Source organism: Vibrio barjaei, from assembly GCF_001639065.2.
Classification (GTDB): Bacteria; Pseudomonadota; Gammaproteobacteria; order Enterobacterales; family Vibrionaceae; genus Vibrio; species Vibrio barjaei.
On record NZ_LQXO02000009.1, the window covers coordinates 101,136 to 126,317 of the forward strand.

21 protein-coding genes are annotated in these 25,182 nt (G+C 44.8%); 10 read left to right on the plus strand and 11 right to left on the minus strand.

Going from position 1 to position 25,182, the window contains the following annotated elements; genetic code table 11:
- Positions 1–10: 10 nt before the first annotated feature.
- The 6 genes from AWH66_RS05035 to AWH66_RS05060 all read left to right on the plus strand — a co-directional run bounded on the left by AWH66_RS05035 (position 11) and on the right by AWH66_RS05060 (position 9,657).
- Complete coding sequence (locus tag AWH66_RS05035) at positions 11–1,312, plus strand: efflux RND transporter periplasmic adaptor subunit (protein WP_063605952.1); 1,302 nt, start codon at positions 11–13, stop codon at positions 1,310–1,312.
- Positions 1,309–4,410 carry an efflux RND transporter permease subunit gene (locus AWH66_RS05040; RefSeq protein WP_063605953.1) on the plus strand — a complete coding sequence of 1,034 codons (3,102 nt, stop codon included), beginning with the start codon at positions 1,309–1,311 and terminating at the stop codon, positions 4,408–4,410. The genes AWH66_RS05035 and AWH66_RS05040 overlap by 4 nt, the downstream gene beginning before the upstream one ends.
- Positions 4,411–4,570: 160 nt before the next feature.
- The gene (locus AWH66_RS05045) at positions 4,571–5,104 is read left to right on the plus strand and encodes a phosphatase PAP2 family protein (protein WP_063605954.1); all 534 of its coding nucleotides are present in this window, start codon (positions 4,571–4,573) and stop codon (positions 5,102–5,104) included.
- Positions 5,105–5,116: 12 nt separating this feature from the next.
- Complete coding sequence (locus tag AWH66_RS05050) at positions 5,117–6,160, plus strand: MJ1255/VC2487 family glycosyltransferase (RefSeq protein WP_063605955.1); 1,044 nt, start codon at positions 5,117–5,119, stop codon at positions 6,158–6,160.
- 521 nt (positions 6,161–6,681) lie between these two features.
- Positions 6,682–7,641: a transcriptional regulator LeuO gene (gene leuO, locus AWH66_RS05055; RefSeq protein ID WP_006074856.1), complete on the plus strand. Its 960-nt coding sequence runs from the start codon at positions 6,682–6,684 to the stop codon at positions 7,639–7,641.
- 204 nt (positions 7,642–7,845) lie between these two features.
- Complete coding sequence (locus tag AWH66_RS05060; RefSeq protein WP_063605956.1) at positions 7,846–9,657, plus strand: AMP-dependent synthetase/ligase; 1,812 nt, start codon at positions 7,846–7,848, stop codon at positions 9,655–9,657.
- An 82-nt stretch (positions 9,658–9,739) separates the two neighbouring features.
- On the opposite strand, the gene AWH66_RS05065 is transcribed toward AWH66_RS05060, so the two are convergent.
- Positions 9,740–11,029 carry a peptidoglycan DD-metalloendopeptidase family protein gene (locus AWH66_RS05065; protein WP_063605957.1) on the minus strand — a complete coding sequence of 430 codons (1,290 nt, stop codon included), beginning with the start codon at positions 11,027–11,029 and terminating at the stop codon, positions 9,740–9,742.
- 129 nt (positions 11,030–11,158) lie between these two features.
- Here AWH66_RS05065 and tyrS point away from each other — a divergent pair, with 129 nt between their 5' ends.
- Entirely contained in the window at positions 11,159–12,346 is a 1,188-nt protein-coding gene (gene tyrS / locus AWH66_RS05070; protein ID WP_063605958.1) for a tyrosine--tRNA ligase, read from the plus strand.
- Between the two features lie 216 nt (positions 12,347–12,562).
- Here tyrS and grcA read toward each other — a convergent pair whose 3' ends face one another.
- Positions 12,563–12,940 (minus strand): autonomous glycyl radical cofactor GrcA, encoded by a 378-nt coding sequence (gene grcA / locus AWH66_RS05075; RefSeq protein ID WP_031494358.1) that lies wholly within the window; start codon positions 12,938–12,940, stop codon positions 12,563–12,565.
- A gap of 372 nt (positions 12,941–13,312) precedes the next feature.
- Between grcA and nfo the strand changes: the two genes are divergently transcribed.
- From nfo to AWH66_RS05090, 3 genes are all read left to right on the plus strand, one after another.
- Complete coding sequence (gene nfo / locus AWH66_RS05080; protein WP_063605959.1) at positions 13,313–14,164, plus strand: deoxyribonuclease IV; 852 nt, start codon at positions 13,313–13,315, stop codon at positions 14,162–14,164.
- A 347-nt stretch (positions 14,165–14,511) separates the two neighbouring features.
- A complete protein-coding gene (ung, locus tag AWH66_RS05085; protein ID WP_063605960.1) occupies positions 14,512–15,186 on the plus strand; it encodes a uracil-DNA glycosylase in 675 nt (224 codons plus the stop codon).
- Between the two features lie 100 nt (positions 15,187–15,286).
- Positions 15,287–15,838: a hemerythrin domain-containing protein gene (locus AWH66_RS05090; protein WP_063605961.1), complete on the plus strand. Its 552-nt coding sequence runs from the start codon at positions 15,287–15,289 to the stop codon at positions 15,836–15,838.
- A 61-nt stretch (positions 15,839–15,899) separates the two neighbouring features.
- Here AWH66_RS05090 and AWH66_RS05095 read toward each other — a convergent pair whose 3' ends face one another.
- The 9 genes from AWH66_RS05095 to AWH66_RS05135 all read right to left on the minus strand — a co-directional run bounded on the left by AWH66_RS05095 (position 15,900) and on the right by AWH66_RS05135 (position 25,080).
- Entirely contained in the window at positions 15,900–17,087 is a 1,188-nt protein-coding gene (locus AWH66_RS05095) for a tetratricopeptide repeat protein (RefSeq protein ID WP_063605962.1), read from the minus strand.
- Positions 17,084–17,710 carry an energy transducer TonB gene (locus AWH66_RS05100; protein WP_063605963.1) on the minus strand — a complete coding sequence of 209 codons (627 nt, stop codon included), beginning with the start codon at positions 17,708–17,710 and terminating at the stop codon, positions 17,084–17,086. The genes AWH66_RS05095 and AWH66_RS05100 overlap by 4 nt, the downstream gene beginning before the upstream one ends.
- On the minus strand, positions 17,710–18,114 hold the full coding sequence (locus AWH66_RS05105) for an ExbD/TolR family protein (RefSeq protein WP_006075432.1): 405 nt from the start codon (positions 18,112–18,114) through the stop codon (positions 17,710–17,712). Before AWH66_RS05105 ends, AWH66_RS05100 begins: the two co-directional genes overlap by 1 nt.
- Positions 18,111–18,689: a MotA/TolQ/ExbB proton channel family protein gene (locus AWH66_RS05110; protein ID WP_063605964.1), complete on the minus strand. Its 579-nt coding sequence runs from the start codon at positions 18,687–18,689 to the stop codon at positions 18,111–18,113. Before AWH66_RS05110 ends, AWH66_RS05105 begins: the two co-directional genes overlap by 4 nt.
- Entirely contained in the window at positions 18,679–20,037 is a 1,359-nt protein-coding gene (locus tag AWH66_RS05115) for a MotA/TolQ/ExbB proton channel family protein (protein ID WP_063605965.1), read from the minus strand. Before AWH66_RS05115 ends, AWH66_RS05110 begins: the two co-directional genes overlap by 11 nt.
- The gene (locus AWH66_RS05120) at positions 20,037–20,819 is read right to left on the minus strand and encodes a DUF3450 domain-containing protein (protein WP_063605966.1); all 783 of its coding nucleotides are present in this window, start codon (positions 20,817–20,819) and stop codon (positions 20,037–20,039) included. The genes AWH66_RS05115 and AWH66_RS05120 overlap by 1 nt, the downstream gene beginning before the upstream one ends.
- A gap of 319 nt (positions 20,820–21,138) precedes the next feature.
- Positions 21,139–21,879 (minus strand): siderophore ferric iron reductase, encoded by a 741-nt coding sequence (locus AWH66_RS05125; protein WP_063605967.1) that lies wholly within the window; start codon positions 21,877–21,879, stop codon positions 21,139–21,141.
- 6 nt (positions 21,880–21,885) lie between these two features.
- The gene (locus AWH66_RS05130; protein ID WP_206360038.1) at positions 21,886–24,030 is read right to left on the minus strand and encodes a TonB-dependent siderophore receptor; all 2,145 of its coding nucleotides are present in this window, start codon (positions 24,028–24,030) and stop codon (positions 21,886–21,888) included.
- Positions 24,031–24,162: 132 nt separating this feature from the next.
- Positions 24,163–25,080: a helix-turn-helix domain-containing protein gene (locus AWH66_RS05135; RefSeq protein ID WP_143081469.1), complete on the minus strand. Its 918-nt coding sequence runs from the start codon at positions 25,078–25,080 to the stop codon at positions 24,163–24,165.
- Positions 25,081–25,182 lie beyond the last annotated feature (102 nt).

The window sequence follows — 25,182 nt, forward strand, 5'->3', positions numbered from 1 at the left end:
ATGTGACCTTATGACGTCTAAAAATAAAAAGCTGTTATTTTTTCCTGCCTTTGCAGTTGGTGTAATTGCGCTCATTGCAGCAATAAACCTGAGACCCGATGTGCCAACGAAACCCGCTGGAGATCGCTCAAGAGTAGTGGATACCATGACTCTGGAACCTCAGATGTCAGCGCCTATCGCAATTGGCTTTGGTCGAGCTGAACCGAAAGTTGAGTGGAAGGCCATCGCTGAGGTGACAGGAGCGGTGGTTTACAAGCATCCAAATTTAGAAAAAGGCACCGTGGTAGCGGCGGGAACGGAAATTCTTCGTATTGACCCTTTAGATTACGAACTCAAGCTATCACAGGCGATTGCCGACCTTAAATCAAGCGAAACTCAACTGGCTCGTTTAGATCAAGAAGAGACAAACCTGAAACAAACACTATCTATTGAGATAAATCGCTTACAGCTCGCGGAAAACGAATACCAGCGTCGTGTGGACCTCAATAAGCGTGGCCTAACGTCTCAGTCTGATGTCGATACTCAAAAACAAAATATGCTGTCGCAGAAAAAGCTGGTTCAAGATATTGAAAACCAATTGGCATTGATGCCGGATGAAAGGGGAGTCTCCCAAGCTTTGGTGAAAGTGAACCAAGCGAAAGTAGATGAAGCGAAGCGCTCATTGGAAAAAACACGTATTGTTTTGCCCGTTACGATGCGTGTTTCGGAAGTAGATGCTGAGTTAAACCAAGTGGTGAACTTGCAGCAAACCATGGTCACAGCCCACCTTAACGACGTGATGGAAGTAGAAGCGCAGTTGTCGATTCACGATTTGCAGCTGTTGTCGAATACCCTGAATTGGGATGAGAGCCAAAGTGGTAACGTTGAATTAAATAAGCTGCAAGCCACTGTGGAACTGAGTAGTGGAAACCTTACGGCAACGTGGCCAGCTAAAGTGGCACGTGTCAGCGAAACCGTTGATGCCAACCAAGCGACAGCAGGTGTGATTCTAGAAGTTTCTCAATTACCAAGCAACAACGGCCTTGCGGGTACGCCTGTGCTGGTCAATGGGATGTTTGTAAAAGCAACCATTGAAGGACAGAAACAGCCTTCTTGGCTCGTGCCTGAACGCGCATTGCACGGCGATAAAATATATTTGATGAACGATGAAAATCGCCTTGAAATGCGGTCGGTACAAGTTTCTTACCGTAGGGATAATCAAGTGATCATTACTGGTGACTTACAGCAAGGTGAAAAAGTGATTCTGAACGATATTTTGCCCGCTATTGAAGGAATGTTAGTTAGAGAAAGCATCGATGAGGCAAGCCAATGATTCGATTTTTCTCTAAGCACCCAACTGCTGCCAATTTGCTGATGTTGGCATTATTGATATTGGGTATCTCGTCGTTGTCGACCATAAAACGTGAAACCTTCCCAGAGTTTGACCCGCCTTATATTATGGCAGCTATCACCTATCCGGGGGCATCGCCACAGGAAGTGGAAGAGAGTCTTTGCGTACGAATGGAAGATGCCGTCGATGGCCTATCAAATATTGAAGAAACCAAATGTGAAGCGATTGAAGGTTCTGCACGTTTAACGCTTAAACTCAATGAGCGAGCAGATATCGGCCGCATGCTGGTGGATGTGCAAACTCAAATTAATGCTATCAACGACTTTCCTGACGAGATTGAATCTCCAGTAGTTCAAGAGTTGGATTGGAATGAGCCTGTCGTAGACGTTGCTATTACAGCAGACACTAGTTGGCCAGAGTTAAAAGCGTACGCCGAGCAGCTCAAGCGCATTCTAAAGCTGGATTATGGTGTGTCACTTGTTGATGTGAGCGGTTTCTCGGATCACCAATATCGTGTGGAGTTGAACACTCAAATTATGCGCCAAATGGGGCTCAGTATCAGCGATATCGCGGTGCAAATTGGTAATCAGAACATCAAGTTACCGAGTGGTAATGTTGAAACTGAAGACAAAAACTTCTTAATTCGTTTTGATGAACGACGAGTAACCCCGCAAGAGTTGGAGTCTATTGTTGTCGGTTCAAGTCCCAGCGGTGCACTTATTCGCCTGAAAGATGTAGCGACCATTACCGACCGCTTTGAGCTTGATGAGCAAAAGGTATTGTTCAACGGTAAGCCCTCTGCAGTACTGAAGATCAGTAAAAACAAAGAAGATGATGCGCTGCGTGTAAAAGAGCAGGTCACCAAGTTTGTGGATGCACAACGACTTATCGCACCAGAAGGCGTGACGTTAGAAATGACCAACGATATGTCATCGGTACTTTGGGATCGTCTGACCATGATGGTCAAGAATGGCTGGCAGGGGATCTTATTGGTCTTTGCGACGATGTGGTTGTTCTTTAGTTTCCGTTATTCGTTTTGGGTTGCCGCTGGCTTACCGGTGGCGTTTCTTGGTGGTCTTTTCTTGATGGCTAACCTCGGGCTGTCGATCAATATCATGTCGCTAGTTGGGCTGTTAATGGCCATCGGTATCATGATGGATGATGCTATTGTTATCGCTGAGTCGATTCAATCTCATCTCGACCGAGGACAGAGTATCGATGATGCGGTCATCAATGGGGTGAAGAAAGTTCTACCCGGCGTTATCTCCTCATTTTTGACAACCGTGTGTATTTTCGGCAGCTTACTCTTCCTGCAAGGGGAAATGGGGGCGGTACTGCGTGCTGTGCCACAAGTGTTGATTTTGGTGTTATCGCTTAGTCTGGTTGAAGCATTTTTGATTTTGCCTAACCACTTGTCTCACTCGCTGCATAAGCATAATAAAGATAAGCCTCCCGTGAAGTTCAAGCGCGTGTTACTCGAGCGGTTTGAGCATTTTCGCAATACAACATTGGTGAATGCGGTCGATAAGGTTGTTTCCTACCGCTATGCGTTTATGGGTAGTGTTTTTGCGATGTTACTTATCTCGGTAAGCTTAATCGCTGGTGGAGTAGTGAAGTTCCACCCATTCCCTTCATTAGATGGCGATATTGCTGAAGCGAGGATCATCCTGCCACCAGGAGCTTCCTTGTCTCAAACAGAGCGTGTTGTTGATAAAATCGTAGCGTCGGCTGAAAAACTGAACAAGCAGTGGAGCGACGAAATGGAAGGTGGCGAACCACTGGTAAAACAAATTACTAGTCAGTTCAATACCAACCGTGATGCCAACGAATCAGGGCCACATATTGCTACTGTGAGACTGGATTTGCTCAGTGCAGAGCAGCGAAATACCTTGATCGATGATTTTATTGCGGCTTGGAGAGAAGATGTAGGAGAGCTTGCTGATCCGATCTCATTAGTCTTCAAGCAACCGACAATGGGGCCGGGTGGCCGTGCATTGGAAATTCGCATTAAGCATGATGACCTAGACATGCTAAAAGCGGCGTCCGTTGAGATACAGCAATACTTGAATGAGTTTGATGGTGTCAGTGGTGTTTTGGACGATATGCGTTTAGGTAAAGAAGAAATCCTGGTCAAATTGCGCCCGGGTGCCGAGAGCTTTGGTGTTAATGGTCAGCTGATTGCTAGCCAGCTTCGAGCCGCGTTTTTTGGTCAAACTGCCGATGAAATACAGGTAGGGGTGGAGAACATTAAGATTGAGGTGAAACTCAACAAGCAAGATATTGGTGATATCCAGCAGCTTGCTAATTTCCCGATTTTCTTAGCGGACGGTTCACAAGTTCCTCTGGCTTCTGTCGCGACGTTAGATTTTCAGCGTAACTATGTGCGTATCCAACGTGTTGACGGTTTGAGAACTGTGAGCGTATTTGGTGATGTTGACGCATCTAAAGCTAGCTCGACCGATATTATCAGTCAGTTCCGCGCTGAAGAAGTCAGCAAGCTACAGCAAGAATATCCAGGCTTGAGATTCGATTTCGAAGGGGAAACCAAAGACAGTGCAGAAACTGGAGCATCAATGGCGAAAGGTTTCCTATTAGGATTATTTGGCGTATTCACCATTCTGAGTTACCAGTTCAGAAGTTACCTTGAACCTTTTGTGGTTATGTTGGCGATTCCTTTAGCCTTTATCGGTGTGGTATGGGGGCACTTGCTGTTAGGACATTCAATGAGTATGCCGAGTATTATGGGATTTGTGTCGTTAGCCGGTATCGTAGTGAATGACTCGATTCTTTTGGTGCAGTACATACGTCACCATGTGGATGAAGGCGATTCAGTGCATGACTCTGTGGTTAAGGCGAGCCGTGAGCGCTTTCGTGCGGTGTTCTTAACGTCAATGACGACGGCGGCGGGTTTACTGCCTCTGCTTACCGAGACCAGCTTGCAAGCTCAGGTTATTCAGCCGCTCGTTATTTCTATCGTGTTTGGTATTTTTGCTTCGACAGCCTTGGTGTTATTTATGATTCCATCGGCGTACGCCATATTGGCCGACTGGGGATTAGTCCACAAGCACGAAGAAATCTAATTCGCGTAAACACAATACGCCTTACTTCCCTTCTACAAGTTAGTGAGCTGGGTTCCTCAGCCACTAACTTTCATCATTTCTCCAATAAATCGTCACCTAATTGTCATTGTAGCTGACTACTTTTTGATCATGAGTTACTCGTTATCACAAGGAGTGAGTTATGAGAACCATTGAGCCAATTGCGCGAATGGATTTAGCTTTTTCATTGTTTTGCTTGCAGCATCGTTTTAATGCTCCGGTCGCTAAGATCAGCCGTTGGGTGTCCAGAACTGGAGATGGTCATCTTTACCTAATACTTGGGTTGATGATTTGGTCTTTGGACGATGTGGTAGGGCGTTTGTTCTTTGCCGCTGCGTTGCTGGCTTTCGCCATTGAGCTACCGATCTACTGGCTAACGAAAAACAGTTTTAAACGCCGCCGTCCTGAAGAGTTCTCTCATCTTCTTCAGGCCTTCATCACACCTTCTGATCGTTACAGCTTGCCTTCAGGACATACCGCAGCGGCGTTTCTAATGGCAACAATAATCGGGCACTTCTATCCAGCTTGGTATGACGCTGCCTTGATATGGGCGCTGCTGATTGGTGCGTCACGAATTCTGCTCGGGGTTCATTTTCTGACTGATGTGGTTATTGGTGCTGCCTTAGGTGTATCCGCTGCGCATGTATCGATCAGTTACGTGCTTGAGTTAGTTTAAAAGGTGATATTGATGAAGATTCTTTACGGTGTTCAGGGGACTGGAAATGGACATATTGCCAGAGCGAGAGCAATGTCTCAGGCACTGAAGTCTCATGATGTAGAGGTAGATTTCCTATTTTCAGGACGTGACAGAGACAAGTATTTTTCCATGGAGCAATTTGGTGACTACCAAACCCGGCGGGGATTTAGCTTTGTCACCGAGGATGGCAAGGTTAATTACTTGAAAACAATAATGGAAAATAGTTTAACCAGCTTTTTTAGTGAAGTGAGACAAATGGATGTCTCGGACTATGACTTAGTCATCAACGACTTTGAGCCAATCACGGCTTGGGCAGCACGTTCTCAGAACGTACCAACGGTCAGCATCAGCCATCAAAATGCGTTTCTATTTGATGTGCCACAAAAGGGGGCGAATTGGATTGATGACTCGGTTATCCAGCATTTTGCACCTTCTCAGTATCAACTGGGTCTGCATTGGTATCATTTCGGCCAGCCTATCTTACCGCCTATTGTTCATACCAACGGACATGATGTGACCTCAGAAGATTTCGTGTTAATTTATCTACCTTTTGAAAACACGCAAACCATTATCGATGTACTCTTGCGCTTCGTAAATCAGCGCTTTATCTGTTATCACCCTGAGAATATTGAGCAACAACAAGTCGAAAATATTTTGATGAAGCCACTTAGCCATGAGCAGTTTCAGCGCGATCTACACCGCTGCCAAGGGGTGATTGCCAATGGTGGATTTGAGTTGCCGTCTGAAGCGCTGAGTTTAGGTAAGAAGTTATTGGTGAAACCACTTGATGGTCAGTTTGAACAACAAAGTAATGCCGCAACGCTTGAAAGCTTGGGGCTTGCGCAGTCCATGGACTTCCTTGATGCATCGGTCATCCGTGCTTGGTTAGATGAAAAGCAAGCCGAACGAGTAACCTATCCCGATGTTGCTAACGAGATTACAGAGTGGCTATTAGCTGGAAACTGGGATTGTAGCCAACAACTACGTCATCGTTTATGGGAGAAGGTTGATTTTCCGAGTTACGCTTCTGTCTGACGACTATTTATCCACCTTTATCACTTTAACGAAAAGCCGCATTGAGCGGCTTTTTTGCGCTTACAGACATGTAGTGTCCGTTGTTGTATTTACTGTGGGTATTAATAATCTTCAAATAATAGATATGATGTATCTATTATTTAAATACTTTGGAAATTGTTCTATATGGTAGTTAGATACAGCTAATACGTTGTAAACTGCAGCAGATATACTTGCTAGTTATGGTTTTAGATGTTGTAACGGACAAAAGTTATTAAAAATGTAATTTATCTTTTTTTATATATAATGTAACTTATTGTTGTTAATGGATAATGTATTTATCTCGATAAAATTTGGTGATTCTTTGTCAAACTTGTTGGTGTTGGGTTTGTTATTAGTAGATAGTTTGTTTTGTCCTCGAACTATGCAGAGGATTAATAGAACGTTGTAAGGTACGTAGTGGTAGCGAGTAAACAACTCCTGTTGCTAACCATTAATCCTTACTCACATATTCGAGATTGAAATTACACGAGGCTTACTAAATGTTAGACAAAAAAGATGCTATGAGCGCTATCGCTAGCTACCGCATGGAAAGCACATTACGCGGCGTAGATCTAAACCTATTGACTGTTTTCGACGCAGTGATGCAAGAGCAGAATATCACTCGCGCGGCACACAATTTAGGTATGTCGCAACCAGCAGTTAGTAATGCCGTTGCGCGCCTTAAAGTGATGTTCAACGATGAGTTATTTATGCGTCAGGGTCGTGGTATTCAGCCAACGCAACGTGCTCGTCAGCTGTTTGGTCCTGTGCGTCAGGCATTGCAATTGATTCGTAATGAACTACCGAGTTCTATTTTTACACCAGAAACATCAACTCGCCTGTTCAAAATGGCGATTTGTTCTCCATGTGATATGCGTTTTGCTCCAAAAATCATGCACACTATTTCTGAGCAAGCGCCTCACGTTCAATTGCACTTGGACGCTGAAGCTGACCGTCAACTGGCAGATCGCATGCGTTATCAAGAGATTGATTTTGTCATTGATTACGCTCGTTATGATGCACAAGGCTTCTCTAGCACAGAGATCTTCCAAGATGAACTGGTTGTAGTTGCTGCCAAGAATCACCCACGAATTCATGGGGTAGTGAGCACTGCTCAGTTAGCACATGAAAAGCACGCGAAGTTATCTAAGGTACACGGCGTGCGTAGTTTCTCTGAGCAAGCGTATCGTGAACTGGAGTGCCAAGCATCCTATGAAGGTACAAGTTTAAGCAATGTACTGTATGTGGTTGGTCAATCTGAGCTTGTTACTATCGCACCACGTTGGCTGGTAGAAAATGCGGTCAATAAAGAACAGCTACAAGTGCTTTCACTGCCATTAGAAAACACTAAAATCAGCGGCTACTTAAGCTGGCACGAGTCGAGTGAGAAAGATAAAGGTCACATCTGGTTGCGTGACCAGCTGATGGTCATCTGCGGCGAAGTTGTCGCGTTGTCATAGTCTATTACAACTTTCTAAAGCAAGCCCTGAGCAGTATCTGTACAGGGCTTTTTTAGTTTTTACAGAAAGTTATTATCATTGAATGATTAAACCGATAACTATTATTGATAACTTTGATATAGGTCGGTTGCCTTTTTTACGAGCATAGGTACACTTGTGCGCTCAAAAAGCTTACATGTGTAAGCCAAAAGGTAAAGATAGAACATGGCTAATTTAGATTTCCATATTGTAAAGAAGATTCGTGACCGAATCGCACAAGGTGGCGATAAGATCGCCTTACGACATAAAATCAACAATGTGTGGCAAGGGATTAGCTGGAAGGAGTTTGGGGTAAACGTTGATGCGTTATCTCTGGCTCTACTTGGAAAAGGAATCCAACCTCAAGACAAAATCGGCATCATTTCCAATAACATGCCGAAGTGGACAATTGCTGACTTAGCAGCATTGCAAATTCGCGCGGTAACCGTACCGCTATATCCTACAAATACCCCAGCTCAAACCAGCTATATCGTTCAGAACGCAGACGTTCGTATCTTGTTCGTTGGCGAGCAAGCGCAGTATGACGCGGCTTTATCTATCTATGAAGAGTGCAGCCAGCTAGAGCTTATTGTTGCGATGAGTGATGACATCGTTCTGGCTGAAAATGACTTCAGTGTGAGTTGGCAAAGCTTTATGTCTGATGCCAGCATTGAACAGCAGTCTACGCTATCAGAGCGACTAGAACAGGCCAATTACGACGATCTGCTAACGCTGATTTATACGTCTGGTACCACAGGTCAACCTAAAGGCGTTATGCTAGATTATGCTAACATCGCAGCACAGTTGAAAGGTCATGATGCAAGATTAAGTCTTACAGATCGAGACGTATCATTGTGCTTCTTACCGCTGTCACACGTGTTCGAGCGTGCTTGGACGTTTTATGTATTGTATCAAGGCGGCACCAACTGCTATCTACAAGATACAATGCAAGTTCGCGATGCATTGAGTGAGATTCGTCCTACAGTGATGAGTGCGGTGCCTCGTTTCTACGAAAAAATCTTCTCAGCCATTCATGAACGTGTTTCTAAAGCGCCTGTTCATCGCAAGATCATGTTTACCTGGGCGGTCAACATGGGTGCGAAAATGGCACAGTGCCGTCAGGACAATGCTGAGCCTTCGTTGATTCTTAAGAAGAGCCATGCATTGGCAGACAAGTTGGTGTTGAGCAAGTTACGTGAGCTACTAGGTGGACGTATTAACTTTATGCCTTGTGGTGGCGCTAAACTTGATGAAACTATTGGCCGCTTCTTTCAAGCCATTGGTATCAATGTCAAGCTTGGCTATGGTATGACCGAAACAACGGCAACCGTCTCGTGCTGGGACGACACTTGTTATAACCCAGACTCTATCGGTATGCCGATGCCTGGTGCGGAAGTGAAAATTGGCGAGAACAATGAAATATTAGTTCGCGGACCAATGGTTATGCGTGGCTACTATAAATTGCCGGAAGAAACCGCGCAGACGTTTGATGCTGATGGTTTCTTAAAAACTGGCGACGCGGGCCAATTTGATGAACGAGGTAATCTGTTTATCACTGACCGTATTAAAGAGCTAATGAAAACCTCAAATGGTAAGTATATTGCCCCACAAGCGATTGAAGGTGCGATTGGTAAAGACCATTACATCGAGCAAATTGCTGTAATTGCCGATACCCGTAAATTCGTTTCTGCGCTTATCGTGCCATGTTTTGATACGCTAGAAGAGTACGCTAAAGAGCTCAATATTAAATATCATGACCGTCTTGAGCTGATTAAGCATAACGACGTGGTTGAGATGTTTGAGAAGCGTATTACTGAACTTCAAAAAGAGCTGGCTAAGTTTGAACAGGTGAAAAAGTTCAAGCTGTTGCCGACGGGTTTCTCTATGGATAAAGGGGAACTAACACCGACGCAAAAGCTTCGCCGTAAAGTGATCAACGATCGCTACCAAGACGAAATTGAAGAGATGTATCGCGATACACCAAATAAGCCGCACTAAGCTCTAGCTATTAAGCCGCAGTTAAATAGAAAACCCTAGCTATTCGCTAGGGTTTTCTATTTTGGTATTCTGATTTTTGAACTTAGTTATTGGCGTATAACAGTTCACTGTATCTATCTAAAGTATTGAGTCGGTTCTCAGCATTGGCTAGATAAGTCTGCTTAGCTTTACCTGTTAACGACTTAGACTGCGGCAGTTTCACCGTTCTCGGGTTCTTATGGACGCCATTTACTAAGAATTCATAGTGAAGGTGAGGACCAGTTACACGACCTGTTCCGCCAAGTGTACCAATAGTTTGACCTTGTTTTACTCGTTGTCCGGTTTTTACGGTTCGTTTCGTCAAGTGTAAGTACTTGGTGATATACGTATTGCTGTGTTTGATGAATACATAATTACCATTGAACTGGTTATAACTGGATTTCTGGACAATACCGTCACCGGCTGCCCAAATTGGTGTGCCGACTGGTGCGGCATAATCGGTGCCTCGGTGGGCGCGAACTTTTCCGGTCACTGGATGGCGACGAGTTGGGTTAAAGTTTGAGGTTACACGGCGAAAATCGAGTGGAGAACGTAAGAACGCTTTCTTCATTGCGCGACCATTTTCGTCGTAATAGTTACCCGTCTTATCGTCTAGTATCGCCTTGAAGGTATCGCCCTGGTTTTTAAAAATCGCAGCAATAATTTTGCCACGGCCGATCACTTCACCTTCCACGACTTTTTCTTGGTATAGCAATTGAAAACTATCCCCGGAGCGAATATCTAACGCGAAGTCGATATCCCAACCAAAAATACCAGCCAACTCCATAATTTGATTGGCAGTCAATCCTGCTGAAATCCCAGCGTTCCAGAAGTTAGATGAAATTTGTGCTTGTGCGTAATTGTATTGATAGTCGACCTCTTTTTTATCCCAAGTTGAGGTAAATCCGTCATCAGTACGAGTGATCTTGAACGTTTCGTAGTCGTTAATTCTACGTTTTAGCTGGATAAAGTCGCTGTTCTCGTCGAATCCGAATGTTAGCTTATCTCCCGGTCTCAATTTTGAGAGCTGCTGTTTTATATCGTTATTGGTATAAATTAACTCATGCAGCAAGCGTGGCGACAGTCCTAAACGCTGAAAGAGAATGGCGGCGCTTTCTCCAGAGCGAACAGTATGCTCTTCCCAATTGAGTACAACGGTTGGTGGAATGGCATCACCGATTGGAAACGCGCTATTGTCAATCGTTAGGGCGTAATGCTTGCCGACTTCAAGTCGGTCATTCCCATCATCCAGCTCAGTAACGTCTGGCAGGAACAGGGCAATAACGATTAGTGCCGTAAAAAAGGCGATGAGCGCACGGTGAAGCCAAGGCAGGCGCTTAAAAACAGATACCATGAGAGTTCAATTCAACATTATTTTTGAAATTTCCTAAACCAATTAGTCTAACTGGTTTCAAAAAACATCGCTATTCAAGTAAGATGTCCAACTATTATATTTTTGCCAAATCTGTGGGAGTGAACAAGAATGGCGAACCTTGAAGCAGCGTTGGCTGAGATCAAACGTGGTGTTGACGAGCTAATTCCAGAAGAAGAACTGATTGCTAAGTTAAAAGAGGACCGTCCTCTACGCATCAAACTGGGTGCCGATCCTACAGCACCAGATATTCACCTAGGCCACACAGTAATTTTGAATAAGTTACGTGCATTCCAAGATCTAGGCCATGATGTGACTTTCTTAATCGGTGACTTCACTGGTATGGTTGGTGACCCTACGGGCAAAAACACGACGCGTCCACCGCTAACTCGTGAAGACGTTTTACGTAACGCTGAAACGTACAAAGAGCAAGTGTTTAAGATCTTAGATCCAGCGAAAACGACGATCGCATTTAACTCTGAGTGGCTATCAGAACTGGGTGCTGAGGGTATGATCCGCCTTGCAGCCAACCAAACTGTAGCTCGTATGCTAGAGCGTGATGACTTTAAAAAGCGCTATGGCAACAACCAGCCAATCGCAATTCATGAGTTTATGTATCCACTGCTACAAGGTTACGATTCAGTAGCGATGAAAACGGATGTAGAGCTTGGTGGTACAGACCAGAAGTTCAACCTATTAATGGGTCGTGAGCTTCAAAAGTCACACGGTCAGAAACCACAGGTTGTACTGACTATGCCGCTTCTAGTGGGTTTGGACGGCGAGAAGAAGATGTCCAAGTCTGCACACAACTACATCGGTGTCAGCGAAGCGCCTTCGGAGATGTTTGGTAAAATCATGTCTATCTCTGATGAGCTAATGTGGAGCTACTATGAGCTGCTGTCATTCCGTCCTCTAGGCGAGATTGAACAGTTCAAAGCCGATGTTGAGAGTGGTGCAAACCCTCGTGATATTAAGATTCTACTTGCGAAGGAAATCATTGCACGCTTCCATACTGAAGCGGATGCCGATGCGGCTGAGCAAGAGTTCATCAACCGTTTCCAAAAAGGCGCGATGCCGGATGAAATGCCAGAATTCGAATTCGAAGCAGGCCTTCCAATTGGTAACCTTTTAAAAGAAGCTGCACTGGTTAACTCAACGTCGGATGCAATGCGTATGATTCGTCAAGGCGCAGTGAAGATTGATGGCGAGAAAGTGGAAGATACTAAGCTCGTTCCAGCTGCGGGCCAAGCGGTTTACCAAGTCGGTAAACGTAAGTTTGCTCGAGTGACACTGAATTAATCGGTGATATTGTAAGCGCATTAGTTAGATCCCTGCCTACGCAGGGATGACATCTCTAAGATGGATGACATGACTGAAATATGAGTGTGTGCTTGATGTGCTTTGAAAACCTCCTTCGGGAGGTTTTTTTGTATGCGTCGGACACCGTTTTACATACATAAAAAAACAGACGCTTGCGCGTCTGTTTTTCTGTATTTGCTTACTTCACGTCTCTAATTATAGAGACTCAGTAAATGTACGAGCGATAACGTCACGTTGCTGTTCTGGAGTTAGCGAGTTAAAACGTACTGCGTAACCAGAAACACGGATAGTTAGCTGTGGGTAGTTCTCTGGGTTAGCAACAGCGTCTTCTAGAGTTTCACGCTTAAGAACGTTTACGTTTAGGTGTTGACCACCTTCGATGCGAGGTGCAGCTTCGATTGCTACTTCGCGGCTTTCGTATTCGCCTAGGTCACTAACAGAGATAACTTGGTCAGCTTCAAAACCAGCATTTGCTGCAACGCAACGTGCTTCGTTTTTGTCACCGTCGATCAACCAGATTGAGTTTAGTAGATCGTCATTTGCTGCTTTAGTAATTTGGATACCTTGAATCATCACTATCTCCTAATCCACTTTCAGAGTGGCATTTTTGTGGTGTTAATTTTCAATTCTTGTCGAGCTGGCTTATATATAACCCGTTATGGGTATTTTAGTATTGATTTAGATCAAAATACAACAAAAAACATTAATGAAGTTGTGGTTAATTTTTTGATTGAAGTCAATCAAACCTTTAAAAATGGTGCTTTAAAATGATATTTTAATAATTAAAATTTATTTGAATTGATGTTTTGTAGTAATAAAACAACAAATCAACCTTAAAAAGCTAGCTATTTAGGTAAAATCAATGGCTTCCATAACCAAAACTGAAAGTATAAGATCGCTAAATAACAGTTCAAAAACTGTGAACTCGATCAGGTAGTCAATCATATGAAAAAATTTATTGGTGCACATGTCTCCGCCGCTGGTGGGGTTGATAATGTGCCACAAAGGGCAAATGAAATCGGTGCGAACGCATTTGCACTTTTTACTAAGAATCAGCGACAGTGGGTGGCAAAACCGTTGACCGAAGAGGTTATCCAACGATTTAAATCGGAATGCCAAAAGTACGGCTTCCGTGCGGAACAAATTCTTCCGCACGACTCTTATCTCATTAACTTAGGTGCGCCGGAGTTGGATAAACTGGAAAAGTCTCGAGCTGCTTTTGTCGATGAGATGGAGCGGTGCCAACAATTGGGGCTTACACTGCTTAACTTTCATCCGGGAAGTCATCTAAAAAAGTTGTCTGAGAGTGATTGTTTAGACCGTATTGCCGAATCCATTAATTTGGCGCATCAACAAGTACCGGATGTCATTGCGGTCATTGAAAACACCGCAGGTCAGGGCACTAACCTTGGCTGGCGCTTCGAACACTTAGCTCACATCATTGATAAGGTAGAAGATAAATCGAGGGTCGGCGTATGTCTTGATACCTGTCATACCTTTACGGCTGGCTACGACTTACGAACTAAAGAGGCATGCGAGCACACTTTCGCAGAGTTTGACCGAATTGTTGGTATGCACTATTTGCGAGCCATGCACCTTAATGATTCAAAGATCCCACTGGGAGGTAAGGTCGATAGGCATCACTCGCTTGGTAAAGGAGAGATTGGGTGGGCGTGCTTTGAGTACATTATGCAAGATCAACGATTTGATTCTATCCCATTGATTTTAGAAACAATAGAGCCCACTATTTGGCCTGATGAGATCCAACAATTGAGACATTTTTCAATAAATTGCTGATTTTTTCGTGTACTACATGGCATTTTGGCATCTTTCTTTCATACTATGTTACATGCATGTTGCATAAATGTGTGATTCGATAAGGTAGGTGCCATTATGACTCGTCCAGTAACTCCTAGGCCAAATGCTACGCGTTCTACTCGCTTTCCGACCCCAAACCGACATATTCATGGTCAAGGTCATTACCGAACACCGCAGATAAAGCATCCTAATCATTGAACGATAAATAATCTAATAAGCACTGCCTCTGGCGAGGAAAAGTGCATGGCGATACGCCAAATTGACAGTAGTGGTGACCCTTCGTTGAGTGATAGACTACCTGAAGTATTCATCTTCAGGGACCCACAATGACAACACTCACATGGCACGACGTAATCGGTAATGAAAAGCAGCAAGAGTACTTTCAACAGACCATGGCGTATGTTGAAGCACAGCGTTCTCAAGGGAAGGTTGTTTTCCCTCCTGCTCAAGATGTATTTAATGCATTTCGATTTACTGAATTCTCGGATGTGAATGTGGTGATGTTGGGGCAGGATCCCTATCACGGACCTAATCAGGCTCACGGACTTTGTTTTTCCGTCTTACCAGGCGTAAAGACACCACCTTCTTTGGTCAATATGTATAAAGAGCTCGCTCAAGATATTGAGGGTTTTGAGATACCTGCGCACGGTTATCTAAAGAGCTGGGCAGAGCAAGGTGTGCTGATGTTAAACACAGTCTTGACTGTGGAACAAGGGCAGGCACATTCTCATGCTAAATTAGGTTGGGAGACATTTACTGACCGAGTTATAGAAGCTTTGAATCAGAACGGTGAAGGCATTGTCTTCCTGCTATGGGGCTCACATGCTCAAAAGAAAGGTAAGATGATAGACCGTAGCAAACATCACGTATTGACTGCGCCTCATCCTTCCCCATTGTCTGCACACAGAGGCTTCTTCGGAAGCGGCCACTTTTCTAAAACAAATCAAATACTTCAAAGTATGGGTAAGCGACCTATTGATTGGCAACCACAGCTGGATTAAGCATTCTTAGTCAATTGGTGGTTTTTCGAGCATCCTCAAAACATGATCCTACTTTCTCTTATACACTTACAAAGAGTATGGAAAATTAGGGAGAAGGATCATGATGATCGAAAGGATTAGACGCGAGCACGGCTATATGGTGCGATTGCTCGCGATTTTAAATCGAAAATTGCACTTATTAGAAAAAGAGCAGCCAATTAACTACAGTATCGTCAAAGAGATCGTCGATTACTTAGCCAATCATTCTGAAAAAATACATCACCCCAAAGAAGACATTCTCTATCACTACTTTATTGAAAAATACGGTGCTCAAGAACAAGTAGAGAACCTTGAGACCGACCATCTAGAACTGTCAGAGAAGACGCATGCTTTTCTAGATGTTGTCGAGATGATTCTCCAAGACTCAGTGGTACCTCAGGAAGTATTCATGGGGCGTTTATCAGAGTTCATTCAAGATCAAAAGCGCCACCTTGATTTGGAAGAACAATCCGTACTGCCTTTGATCGAAAAACGGTTTACTACCCAAGATTGGCAAGTAGTAGAAAGCCAATGGACGGTGACTGAAGACGATCCGGTCTTTGGTGATACGATAGCTGACCGTTACAAACAGCTAGCTGCTCGCATCAGACAAAATGATGTCGAAAGTGTTTAGTTTTGACATTTGAAAATGAAAGAGCAATAAAAAACCCAAGCTGAGCTTGGGTTTTTTCGTGTTAGCGAGGTTGACTCATTTGTTCTAAATACTGCAACCAGTCTGCGGTTTGCGTGGTTGGCTTTTCTCTATGCGCTGCTTGAGCAACCTTGGTCGCCTTGGCGTAATCTTTCAGGCCCACATAAGCTCTCACTTGCAGTAACAGTTTCTCTTGTTGATTAATGTCAGTGACTTTGTTGAGTGAACTTAGCGCCTGCTTGAATGCGCCTTGCTGAAGCTCCAACCTTGCCACCTCTTCATAGTACTTACCGTTAAGTCTTGCTGCTGCCAGCCATGCAGTTTGAGCATTGGACCATTCACGAGCCATTTGCCAATGCCTTGCCTGCTTGATAATGGTATCAATATCGCTCTCTTTAACTTGCAAATTGGCATAGGACTGAGCAGCTTTCTCGGGAATACCTTGCTGAGAATAAAGCTGAGCTTTACTGACCTGAAGATTCTCTGGTAACTTAATACCAGCGCGTTCGGCGGATACCAAGGTTGCCAGTGCTAATTTGTACTGCCTAGTTTGCATATAGAGTGAGCTCAACTGCTGCCACCACATTAGGTTATCCGGCTGTAACGCCAATAACTTTTGTGTCGTCAAAATCGCACTCTTCAAGCGTTTTAACTGCATCTCACCTGTTAATTGCAAACTCAATGGCTGTAGCTTAGGGGTATTGTCACGCTTGTGATATTCATTAATTGCCGCCAATAAAGGTTTCCATTGCTGCAATAAGTAATGAGTTCGCGCTTTATTGAGCCATACTCCGGTGATTTGGTCTTTACTGATGTTGTTTGCTTCAGCGCTTTTGGTCAGCTGATTGAAGTGCACTAAGGCTTGCTCAGGTTTATCTTCAGAGAGTAATAGTTCTGCCAGCATACGTTCCGTTTGCCAACCTTGTTCATCTTCGAATGCACCCGTACTCACGGCTATTTGCAGCTGTTTAACGGCTTTGTCAGCTTGTTCTGCTTGCCAATAATAGATGCCTAGCATGCGGGCCACATACGCTTTGTCGTAATTGGCACTCGGCTTTAGTCCCTCTAAGAGCTTAATGGCTTCGCTCAGTTTATCCTCTTGCTCCAGCTCATAGGCCTTGGAAACTTGCGTTGCTGTTCGCATACCAAGTTGCGGGGCAGCAGCTACGCTAGTGGTCACTAAGAGGCTGCTCAGAGCTAGGGCGGAGATAACAAATAGACGCTTTATCATTGATTTAACTTAAACTCTAATTTGACGGTTTGGCCGATGCGCGGAGTCGCTTTGCCATTCACAATCATTGGTTGATATTTCCATTGTTTAAGCGCCACCATCGCCTCACGTTCAAACATTCGTCTTGGTTTTGCTTCCACCACTTGAACATCCGTCGGGCGACCACTTTCATCGATAGTAAAAGACATCACCACATAACCTTCGATATTACGTTGCAATGCACGACGTGGATAGCGAGGCTCTTTACGGTGTAATGGCATGACTTGCTGGTTTTGACCTATATCTGGAACGGTTGGAGCATTAAGCGCCACACCCGCCACTTGAGTTGAAATGGCGATATTGGGTAGTTGAGGTGTACTAGGTGTTTGTACACTTGATACCTGTGAGCTTTGTTCTACCACCGCTGCCGAGGGAGGTGTTGAAGGCATTTTTGGTGGCTCAGGGAGCACACGTTGACGCCTTGCTGTTTCACTATCTGGTTCCACCATCACTAAATCATAACTCAGCCTTGGCTTATCATCGGGCTTAGCTTTAGGCCCTATATCGATCATCCAACTCATAAAAGAGAACAGGGCAAAAGCTAACGCGGCTGCAAGTGGGACACTAGCCAGTAGTCGAACCATTATGGGCTCTCCGTTGCCAATGCAATCTTCGTGACTCCTGCTCCTTTAGCGCTGTCCATCACCTCTACCACAGTGCCGTTGAAAGCGTGCTTGTCAGCCTGAATGACCATCGAAGCATTAGGTTGTTCTAACAACAGTTTCTCAATTGTTGCTTGCACACGTTCCACATCCACGCGACGTTTATCAATGTAGATATCGTTAGCAGAAGTAATGGCTACAAAGATCCCTGCATCTTTCTGGCTAACGGCATGGCTTGCCTGTGGTCGATTAACATCAACGCCAGACTCACGAACGAATGAACTGGTGACGATAAAAAAGATCAACATGATAAATACAATATCGAGCATTGACGTCATATCGATATTGGCTTCTTCGGTCTGTTTTCTACGATGACCTAATCTCATTGAGAGTCTCCTGAGTGAGCCACATTGGAACACAAGTGACGCTCACTTCTAAGTAACTGTTCAAGTTGAAGTAGGCTTTTGCTACTCCATTTTTGAATACGTGAATAGGCGAGCATGCCCGAGAGTGCGGCGACCATGCCTGCCATAGTCGGAATCGTCGCCATTGAAATACCGGCTGCCATTAAGCGTGGCTGTGCGCTACCTTGAGCGGCCAGGGTGTCAAATACTGTGATCATACCGGTGACCGTTCCAAGCAGTCCCAGCATGGGACATAAGCTAAGTAGGCACTTCAACAAGTTTAAGTTTTGCTTAAGCTTATTCTCTGCTTCACTTAGCATGGCATTGCGCTGTGACTGAGCATACCAAGAGTAATGATCTTGACGCGCTACCCATTTCTCAACCCAGTTTTTTTTCTCGGTAGGAAAGACCTTGGCGAAATAGATCACTCGTTCAAAGGCCACTAACCAAAAAATAAACACCACCGCGGCGAGCCACCATAATACAGGCCCACCTTGCGTCATAAACTGGTTCAGATGCTCGCTACCGGGTAGCCAACTGAATAGGTTATGCGGCATACGCTTCCTTATGCTCAATGGTTTGGGCTTCGGCTTGCTCTGCAACAAGACCAACACTCTGACGTTCTAGGATATTGCGAATCGTTTCGGCTTTAGAACTCAGTAAGTTGTGAGCAAGAAGTAGTGGCATCGCAGTAATCAGACCGAGTACGGTTGTGACCAATGCCATAGAGATACCACCCGCCATGACGCGGGGCTCGGCATTACCAAATTGGGTAATAACTTGGAAGGTTTCGATCATACCGGTAACTGTACCTAACAGACCTAGCATTGGTGCCAGAGCTGCCAATAGCTTAAGCATGCTTAGACCGCGTTCAAGGTGCTGTTGCTCATCCATGATGGACTCAAGCAGTCGTAGCTCAAGTGCTTCAACATGAAGCTGTTTCTCGCTGTTGTAGACACTAAGAACACGGCCTAGTGGGTTATCAGTAGGAGTGTTCGGTGATTTTAGTTGTTTGTTGATCTTTTGCTCAGTGGTAATCAGAACAGCTGCTCTATATAGAGCGATGATCATGCCTAGAGCAAAGAGCCCTGCAATGATCTTACCGACAATACCACCGTGTTCGAATCGCTCGGTTAAGGTCGGGTTATCCGCCAGCTGCTTGTAGATATCACCACGGCTTGGGTCGATAAGGGCGGCGGTTTGGCCTGTCACAATACCAGCTGCATCCGTTGAGGTCGGAACGTTTTTAGGAAGGCGAGGGAAATCACTAGCCAGCTTGCCATCCCAATCAATAGGACCATGGTTAGACAGCAAAGCAAAGTTTCCTAAACGAACCGCATCGAGTTGGGTGATTTCACCGTTACCAGCGACAAATGGAACTTGGACGTTGGCGTAAGTTGCGCTGGAGGCTATTTGGGCTTGATAAGCACGCCACAGTCCCGTCAGCTCCTGAATGGATGGCAGTGTTTTCGCCGCGACGATACCATTGATGTCAGCGATTTGCTTAGCTTGCTCAGTATTCGCGACAGAATGATCGAGTTCCACTTGCAGCTCTTTGGCTGACTGTCTGACTACGCCAAACAGTTCACCTAAACTGCCTGTTTCTAAATGCAGCTTCTTTTGTTGCTCTGCCAAGGTGCGCTCATTATCAGAAAATGCAGTGCTGAGTGATTCAATGCTTACGTCCAGTTGAGCTTTACGTTTCTCTAGCTCAGCTTTACGGACCGCTAGTTGCTGCTCTTGCTTCTTAAACTCAGCTTCACGGTCTGCATTGTGCTGACTCTCTTGTTGCTGAGCAGTTTTGGCTTTTGAAGTTAGACTCTCAGCGGCTAAAGAAGGTTGTGCTAATCCAAGGCTTAGCAGCGCAACCATAAGCGGAAATTTATGCAATGATAACGTACGCATTAGCTAGGATCCTGTGTTTGAGTCGCTGGGGTCAATGATACTGGAAGTTCAACAAGCGATGGAGACGCTTGCTTGTGAGCAATAGCAAAGGCTTTGTCAATCTGTGGGGCTAACGCACTATCAACGGCAACCCAGCGGTTTTGGTTGATATCCCATGACCAATATTGGTTTCTGTCTAGACTGCGAGCGACCAGAGAAAGGCGGCCTAAATAAAGCTGCTCAGCTTCAATGTCGTTGCCAACATGGATAAGGCCTCGGTAACTGCCTAGCTTAATGCCGTAGTCCATTTCAATCTGATACGCTTCTAAAATACGACGGTACTTTTCTGCATCACTGACATCAGCTTGAGGCATCAAAGCCTTCAACTCTTCAAGTCTTGCTAGACGTGTATCAATTCGAATTGGTTTGTCCTGCTTAATATGTGCTTCAAGCCCTGCAAGCATTTGATACATCAATGGCACAACACCTTGGCGAGTTGCACTGATTTGCTCTAACTGAGTATCAATACTAGCCATCTCTTCTTCTTGATTAGCAACAACGGCTTGCAAGTGCTTTTCGTATACTTCTAAGTTCGCCACTTCTTGCTCAAGCATCGCGATATCAGACTTCAGTTCAAATGCTTTATCGCTACTTTTGTTGATGCGAGTTTGGCTTTGTGCACTTTGCGTGATGGTTTGCGCCTCGACATTTCGAGCACTATTAAGATCGTTGGCGGTCGCGAAGCTGCTTACGGACAGCAGTGGGAGCGAACACAAGGTCAGGCGAAGAGCCGTTTTGTTCATTTCAAGAGCCTTCTGCTTTCTAGTAGAAAGTACCAGTTATTTAGTTGAATTCGGGTTCCAAATGTCTGCTACTGATTTGCGGAGTTAACGCAGCGAATCGAGTCAGAAAGAATGGCATTAAACGAGTCGTGTTACCGTTTTCATGTCTGCATTGGAAGCGCGGTTATTGTATTGCAACTGCGTGGAGAAATACAGTCTAAATGATATTGATATGAGTTATCATTTGTTATCTCTTAATCAATATCTTGTAACGAAATATCATCAGTTTTTGGTAGAGAATAAATACTTCATATAAATCAAAGCTTTTACTAATGTTATGTTATTTCTTTTGAGGACACCCTTGGCAATAATCACCGTCTGCACGTCGGTAATGCATGCAGCAGGCGCGTCGTTGGACGAAATATTCCCCCTCGATGGAGACATCGAGCCGTCCAAAGCGAGTAAGCGGCAATTCCAGAGCCTGTTGCCAATGCTGAAGTTCATGAGCAAACGTAGGGTGCAGTTGTTCTTTGGTTAGTAGATTTACGCTGACCATATGATTGAGTCCGCGAAGCAACATTTCCATCACAGTGTCAGCAAGCAGCTTCTCTTGAGTGGCTGGGCTCATTCTGCATACATCATTGAGTTGTCGCGCTAAATCGGCAAGAAGTAATTTTAGCTCTTTGGCGGCAATGGCTAAGCGCTGATGTTGGTCGCCAAGTAGCCAATCGTGTTCAGCAAAATCAAACTGTCCAACAACACCGTTATCAAGATTTACCGCTTGTTTCATTGTGCTGATTGACGGTACGTGTTCGACATAATAAGTACTGACTAAAGCGATGGTAATTGGCTGCCAAACTAACATGGTCCAAGTACGTGTTTGCCAGTAGACCGCACCAGCTTCGGGGTAGTGTTGCTTCCAGTATTGATAAAGCGACTGTACTTCTTGGCGTGATGTTGAATTGGGTTCAATAACGTGTGCTCCCTCTGTCAGTTCAACTAGCAGAGGGGAGACTTGTTGTGAGACATGCGTCAACGCCTCAAGACGTGACGCATGTTGATTAGCGAGTGAGGTTTGCATTAAACATTAAAAACCAAATTTCAACCTAGCAACGATGCGACGTTCGTCGTTTGCCCAACAGTTTAATGAGTCATAGCATGTGTATGTTTCGTTATTGAACAAGTTGGTAACCGCAACGGATGCAGATGACCCTTTCATACTGCTTCCTAGTGTGCCTAGGTCATAACCTAAAGATAAGTCGACAACAGTGTATCCCGGAATAGTTCCAGAGTTAGCCGCGTCGAGCTGAGTTTCACCGATGTAGCGCACGCCACCACCAAGAATGGCACCGTCTAGCGCAGTTCCGTAGAAGTTATAATTAGCCCATAAGTTGGCCATTTGGTCTGGTACCCACACCGGTTTTTTACCAATTTGAGTCGGATCGGTATCTTCCGTAATTTCCACATTTTGGTAGGTATAGTTAGCCGCGAGATCTAAACGATCCGTCGCGTACCATTTACTTTCAACTTCGACCCCTTTAGAAACGCTTTCACCGACCTGTATTTGATGCTGCGGTAACGAGCCATTTGGATCTTTGACCAGTGCACCTTTCTTAGTGATATGGAACGCAGCAATATTTAGCATCTTGGTCATGTCGGCAGAGTTGTACTTCACACCCGCTTCCCATTGATGACCTGTGGATGGCTTGAAGGCATTACCGTTTTTATCCGTTCCTGCAACAGGCTCAAAGCTATCGGCGTAGTTGATGTATGGCGATATACCATTGTCGAACTCGTACAAAGCACCAACACGATATGAGGTGTTATTTTGGTCCAGGGTAGTTGTCGCGCCTGTTGAGTTGGCTGTTGTATCGCTCTTGTAATTATCAAATCGAACGCCAGCGATCATCACAAGGCGGTTAAGGCGCATCTGATCTTGCAAATATAGACCCAGCTGTTTCGAATCGACTTGGTTGCCGTAATTCGTCGCACTAGCCATCTGCTTTTTGATCTCTTCTTCACTTAGCTGATTGTTGTTAGGGTTATAGATATCAATGGTTGATGTGACAACGTCAAAGTAGTCCACTTTTGAATCTAGCTGCTGATAATCCAAGCCAATAAGCAAGTTGTGCATCAAGTTGCCCGTATTAAAATTACCGTTTACCTGCGCATCAGACACCCAACCTTTGGACTTTTCATCGGTTAGATAGGCGTTACGACTCAAGGTTCGACCGCCTACAGCTAAGCCAGTACCGTAAGTATTGTGCTGTAGAGCAGAGCCATCCATGTAGCGAGTATTTACTAGTAAGGTCCAGTCATTACTGAATTCATGATTCAGTTTAACCCCGTAGAGGCCGACTTCTTTTTCAAACTTGTTCCAGTTTTGATCGCCGGTGAAGAGGTTTTTGCTGAGATCGCCGTTTGGATTAGGCAGTACCGTGCCGTAGCCTGGCATAGAAGTATAAATGCCCGCTTTAGGGTCATTTTGATAGTAGGCATTAAAGTTAATCAGTGTTTTGTCGCTGACGTTCCAATCGACAGAAGGTGCGATTAAGTAACGCTCTTCTTCGGAAGTATCTGCCATACCGTCTCTTTTTAGAGCTTTTCCTAAGAAACGGTAATTAAAGTTGCTATCGCCAATCTGGCCGCGAGAGTCGATAGTGAACTCTTTGTGAGCGTGAGAACCACCCGCTACGCTAATGTCTGTAGCGCGCTCTTGTGTTGGTCTCTTGGCCACTAAGTTGACCATACCACCCGGAGGCATCGCTCCATAGAGCACCGATGTTGGACCTTTAAATACTTCGATTTGCTCAACAGCGAACGCATCCACTTGAGGTTGAAGGTTCCATGCATTGTATTGGAGTTGGAGACCGTCGTAATAATTCTGGTAGTTGGTAAAACCGCGTATGTTAAATAGGTCCAGACGACCTACTGCGCCGCCACGCAGCTGAGTATGTACCCCTGGCGTATAACGTAGGGCCTCAGCTACTGAGTTGACGCCGCGCAGATCAAGTGTTTCTCGATCAATGACCGAGATGCTTTGCGGTGTCTCTTCCGGCGTCAGTGAAGTTTTAGTGGCAGTATTGCGATAAGTCTTACCCAGTACTGTCATTTGCTCGTCGGTTTGAGGTGTTTGACTTGTCTGGTTATCTTCTGCAACTGAAAGTGTAGGCACGGCGATTAGCATGCTTACGGCCACTGCTATTGGGCTAAGTTTTGTTTTTAACATCATAGAAAAGGTTCTTAAAGAGTATGTAAATGTTATTGATAATTACTTTTATTTACAATTCTAAGGATTTTGATTCTGTGATACTTAACAATTTGGTGCAAGTTTTTTCTTGGAAACGATTTGTCGAAAGTGCTGCTATAACGATTGAATAGGTAACCAAAACTCCATTTTGGCGTCGTGGCTTTCCAGTTGATAATCTCTTGGATAACACTCTAGCTCAAATCCCTCCAGACCCATGTAACCGGAGCTTGGTAGCCAACTTCGCAGTACCCACTCGAGTGTTTTTGGAAACGTAGCGGCAGGCCCTACGTGGGTAATGACGGCATACATCTGTGCAGGGATGGTAACGTGCTCAAGCTGTGAAATTTGAGAAAATGCTGGGTTATCACTGGCTGCCCAATACACTAGCTGTGAGTTGGGCAATACTCGCACTGTATCGACAATACCGTAATAGAAGTGATTTGGGGCGACCGAATGTTGCAGTGCGATTTGAGTAAAGGTGCCCCAAATATCGAGAACTTGCTGACTAAATTGTGGATTCGCTGCATAGATGGAATCGATGGGCCCATACACTCCCCAAAACTGAGTTTCTGGTTTGCTTTCTATTCGAACGACTTGTGTTGCGGCTTGAGCAAGAGGCAATTCTGGGCTCATGACTAAAGGTAGCCTGATACCATTAAGTTTGCCTACTAGGCGATATTGTCTTGGAGAGATGGTAAAAAGCTGCTTAAAAGCACGGCTAAAGCTCACTTCGGAATTAAAACCAAAATCGAGCGCAATGTCGGTGACCTTTTGGTCACTCTTTAAGAGGTACTCTGCTGCGCGGCTGAGTTTTTGTTCTCGCACGTACTGGGCAAGGTTGTGATTGGTTTGTTCTTGAAACACACGTTGTAACTGCCAGCGAGACCAGCAACTTATATCGGCAAGTTCAGTGACCGTAAGCGGTTTATCTAAATTCTGATGAATGTAATCAACGATCTTTTCGACGCGATTTAGATGGATAGGTTTTCGCTTTGAGACCATAACCGAAGTTAACGTGGTTAAACATCGCACTATCTTGACACTTTTGTCACCGGAGGTCGAATACAACGCACAGTTCGAGAAAAAACAAAACCCTCTATAAAAGAGGGTTTTGTATGTTATCACTTATGAAGT

Coding starts and splice junctions, on each gene's coding strand:
- tyrS (WP_063605958.1), top strand. CDS start 11,159: ATGGCGAACCTTGAAGCAGCGTTGGCTGAGATCAAACGTGGTGTTGAC.
- grcA (WP_031494358.1), bottom strand. CDS start 12,940: ATGATTCAAGGTATCCAAATTACTAAAGCAGCAAATGACGATCTACTA.
- AWH66_RS05110 (WP_063605964.1), bottom strand. CDS start 18,689: ATGCCGCATAACCTATTCAGTTGGCTACCCGGTAGCGAGCATCTGAAC.
- AWH66_RS05035 (WP_063605952.1), top strand. CDS start 11: ATGACGTCTAAAAATAAAAAGCTGTTATTTTTTCCTGCCTTTGCAGTT.
- AWH66_RS05045 (WP_063605954.1), top strand. CDS start 4,571: ATGAGAACCATTGAGCCAATTGCGCGAATGGATTTAGCTTTTTCATTG.
- AWH66_RS05050 (WP_063605955.1), top strand. CDS start 5,117: ATGAAGATTCTTTACGGTGTTCAGGGGACTGGAAATGGACATATTGCC.
- AWH66_RS05120 (WP_063605966.1), bottom strand. CDS start 20,819: ATGAACAAAACGGCTCTTCGCCTGACCTTGTGTTCGCTCCCACTGCTG.
- AWH66_RS05090 (WP_063605961.1), top strand. CDS start 15,287: ATGATGATCGAAAGGATTAGACGCGAGCACGGCTATATGGTGCGATTG.
- nfo (WP_063605959.1), top strand. CDS start 13,313: ATGAAAAAATTTATTGGTGCACATGTCTCCGCCGCTGGTGGGGTTGAT.
- AWH66_RS05115 (WP_063605965.1), bottom strand. CDS start 20,037: ATGCGTACGTTATCATTGCATAAATTTCCGCTTATGGTTGCGCTGCTA.
- AWH66_RS05100 (WP_063605963.1), bottom strand. CDS start 17,710: ATGGTTCGACTACTGGCTAGTGTCCCACTTGCAGCCGCGTTAGCTTTT.
- AWH66_RS05105 (WP_006075432.1), bottom strand. CDS start 18,114: ATGAGATTAGGTCATCGTAGAAAACAGACCGAAGAAGCCAATATCGAT.
- AWH66_RS05130 (WP_206360038.1), bottom strand. CDS start 24,030: ATGATGTTAAAAACAAAACTTAGCCCAATAGCAGTGGCCGTAAGCATG.
- AWH66_RS05065 (WP_063605957.1), bottom strand. CDS start 11,029: ATGGTATCTGTTTTTAAGCGCCTGCCTTGGCTTCACCGTGCGCTCATC.
- AWH66_RS05095 (WP_063605962.1), bottom strand. CDS start 17,087: ATGATAAAGCGTCTATTTGTTATCTCCGCCCTAGCTCTGAGCAGCCTC.
- AWH66_RS05040 (WP_063605953.1), top strand. CDS start 1,309: ATGATTCGATTTTTCTCTAAGCACCCAACTGCTGCCAATTTGCTGATG.
- ung (WP_063605960.1), top strand. CDS start 14,512: ATGACAACACTCACATGGCACGACGTAATCGGTAATGAAAAGCAGCAA.
- AWH66_RS05060 (WP_063605956.1), top strand. CDS start 7,846: ATGGCTAATTTAGATTTCCATATTGTAAAGAAGATTCGTGACCGAATC.
- leuO (WP_006074856.1), top strand. CDS start 6,682: ATGTTAGACAAAAAAGATGCTATGAGCGCTATCGCTAGCTACCGCATG.
- AWH66_RS05125 (WP_063605967.1), bottom strand. CDS start 21,879: ATGCAAACCTCACTCGCTAATCAACATGCGTCACGTCTTGAGGCGTTG.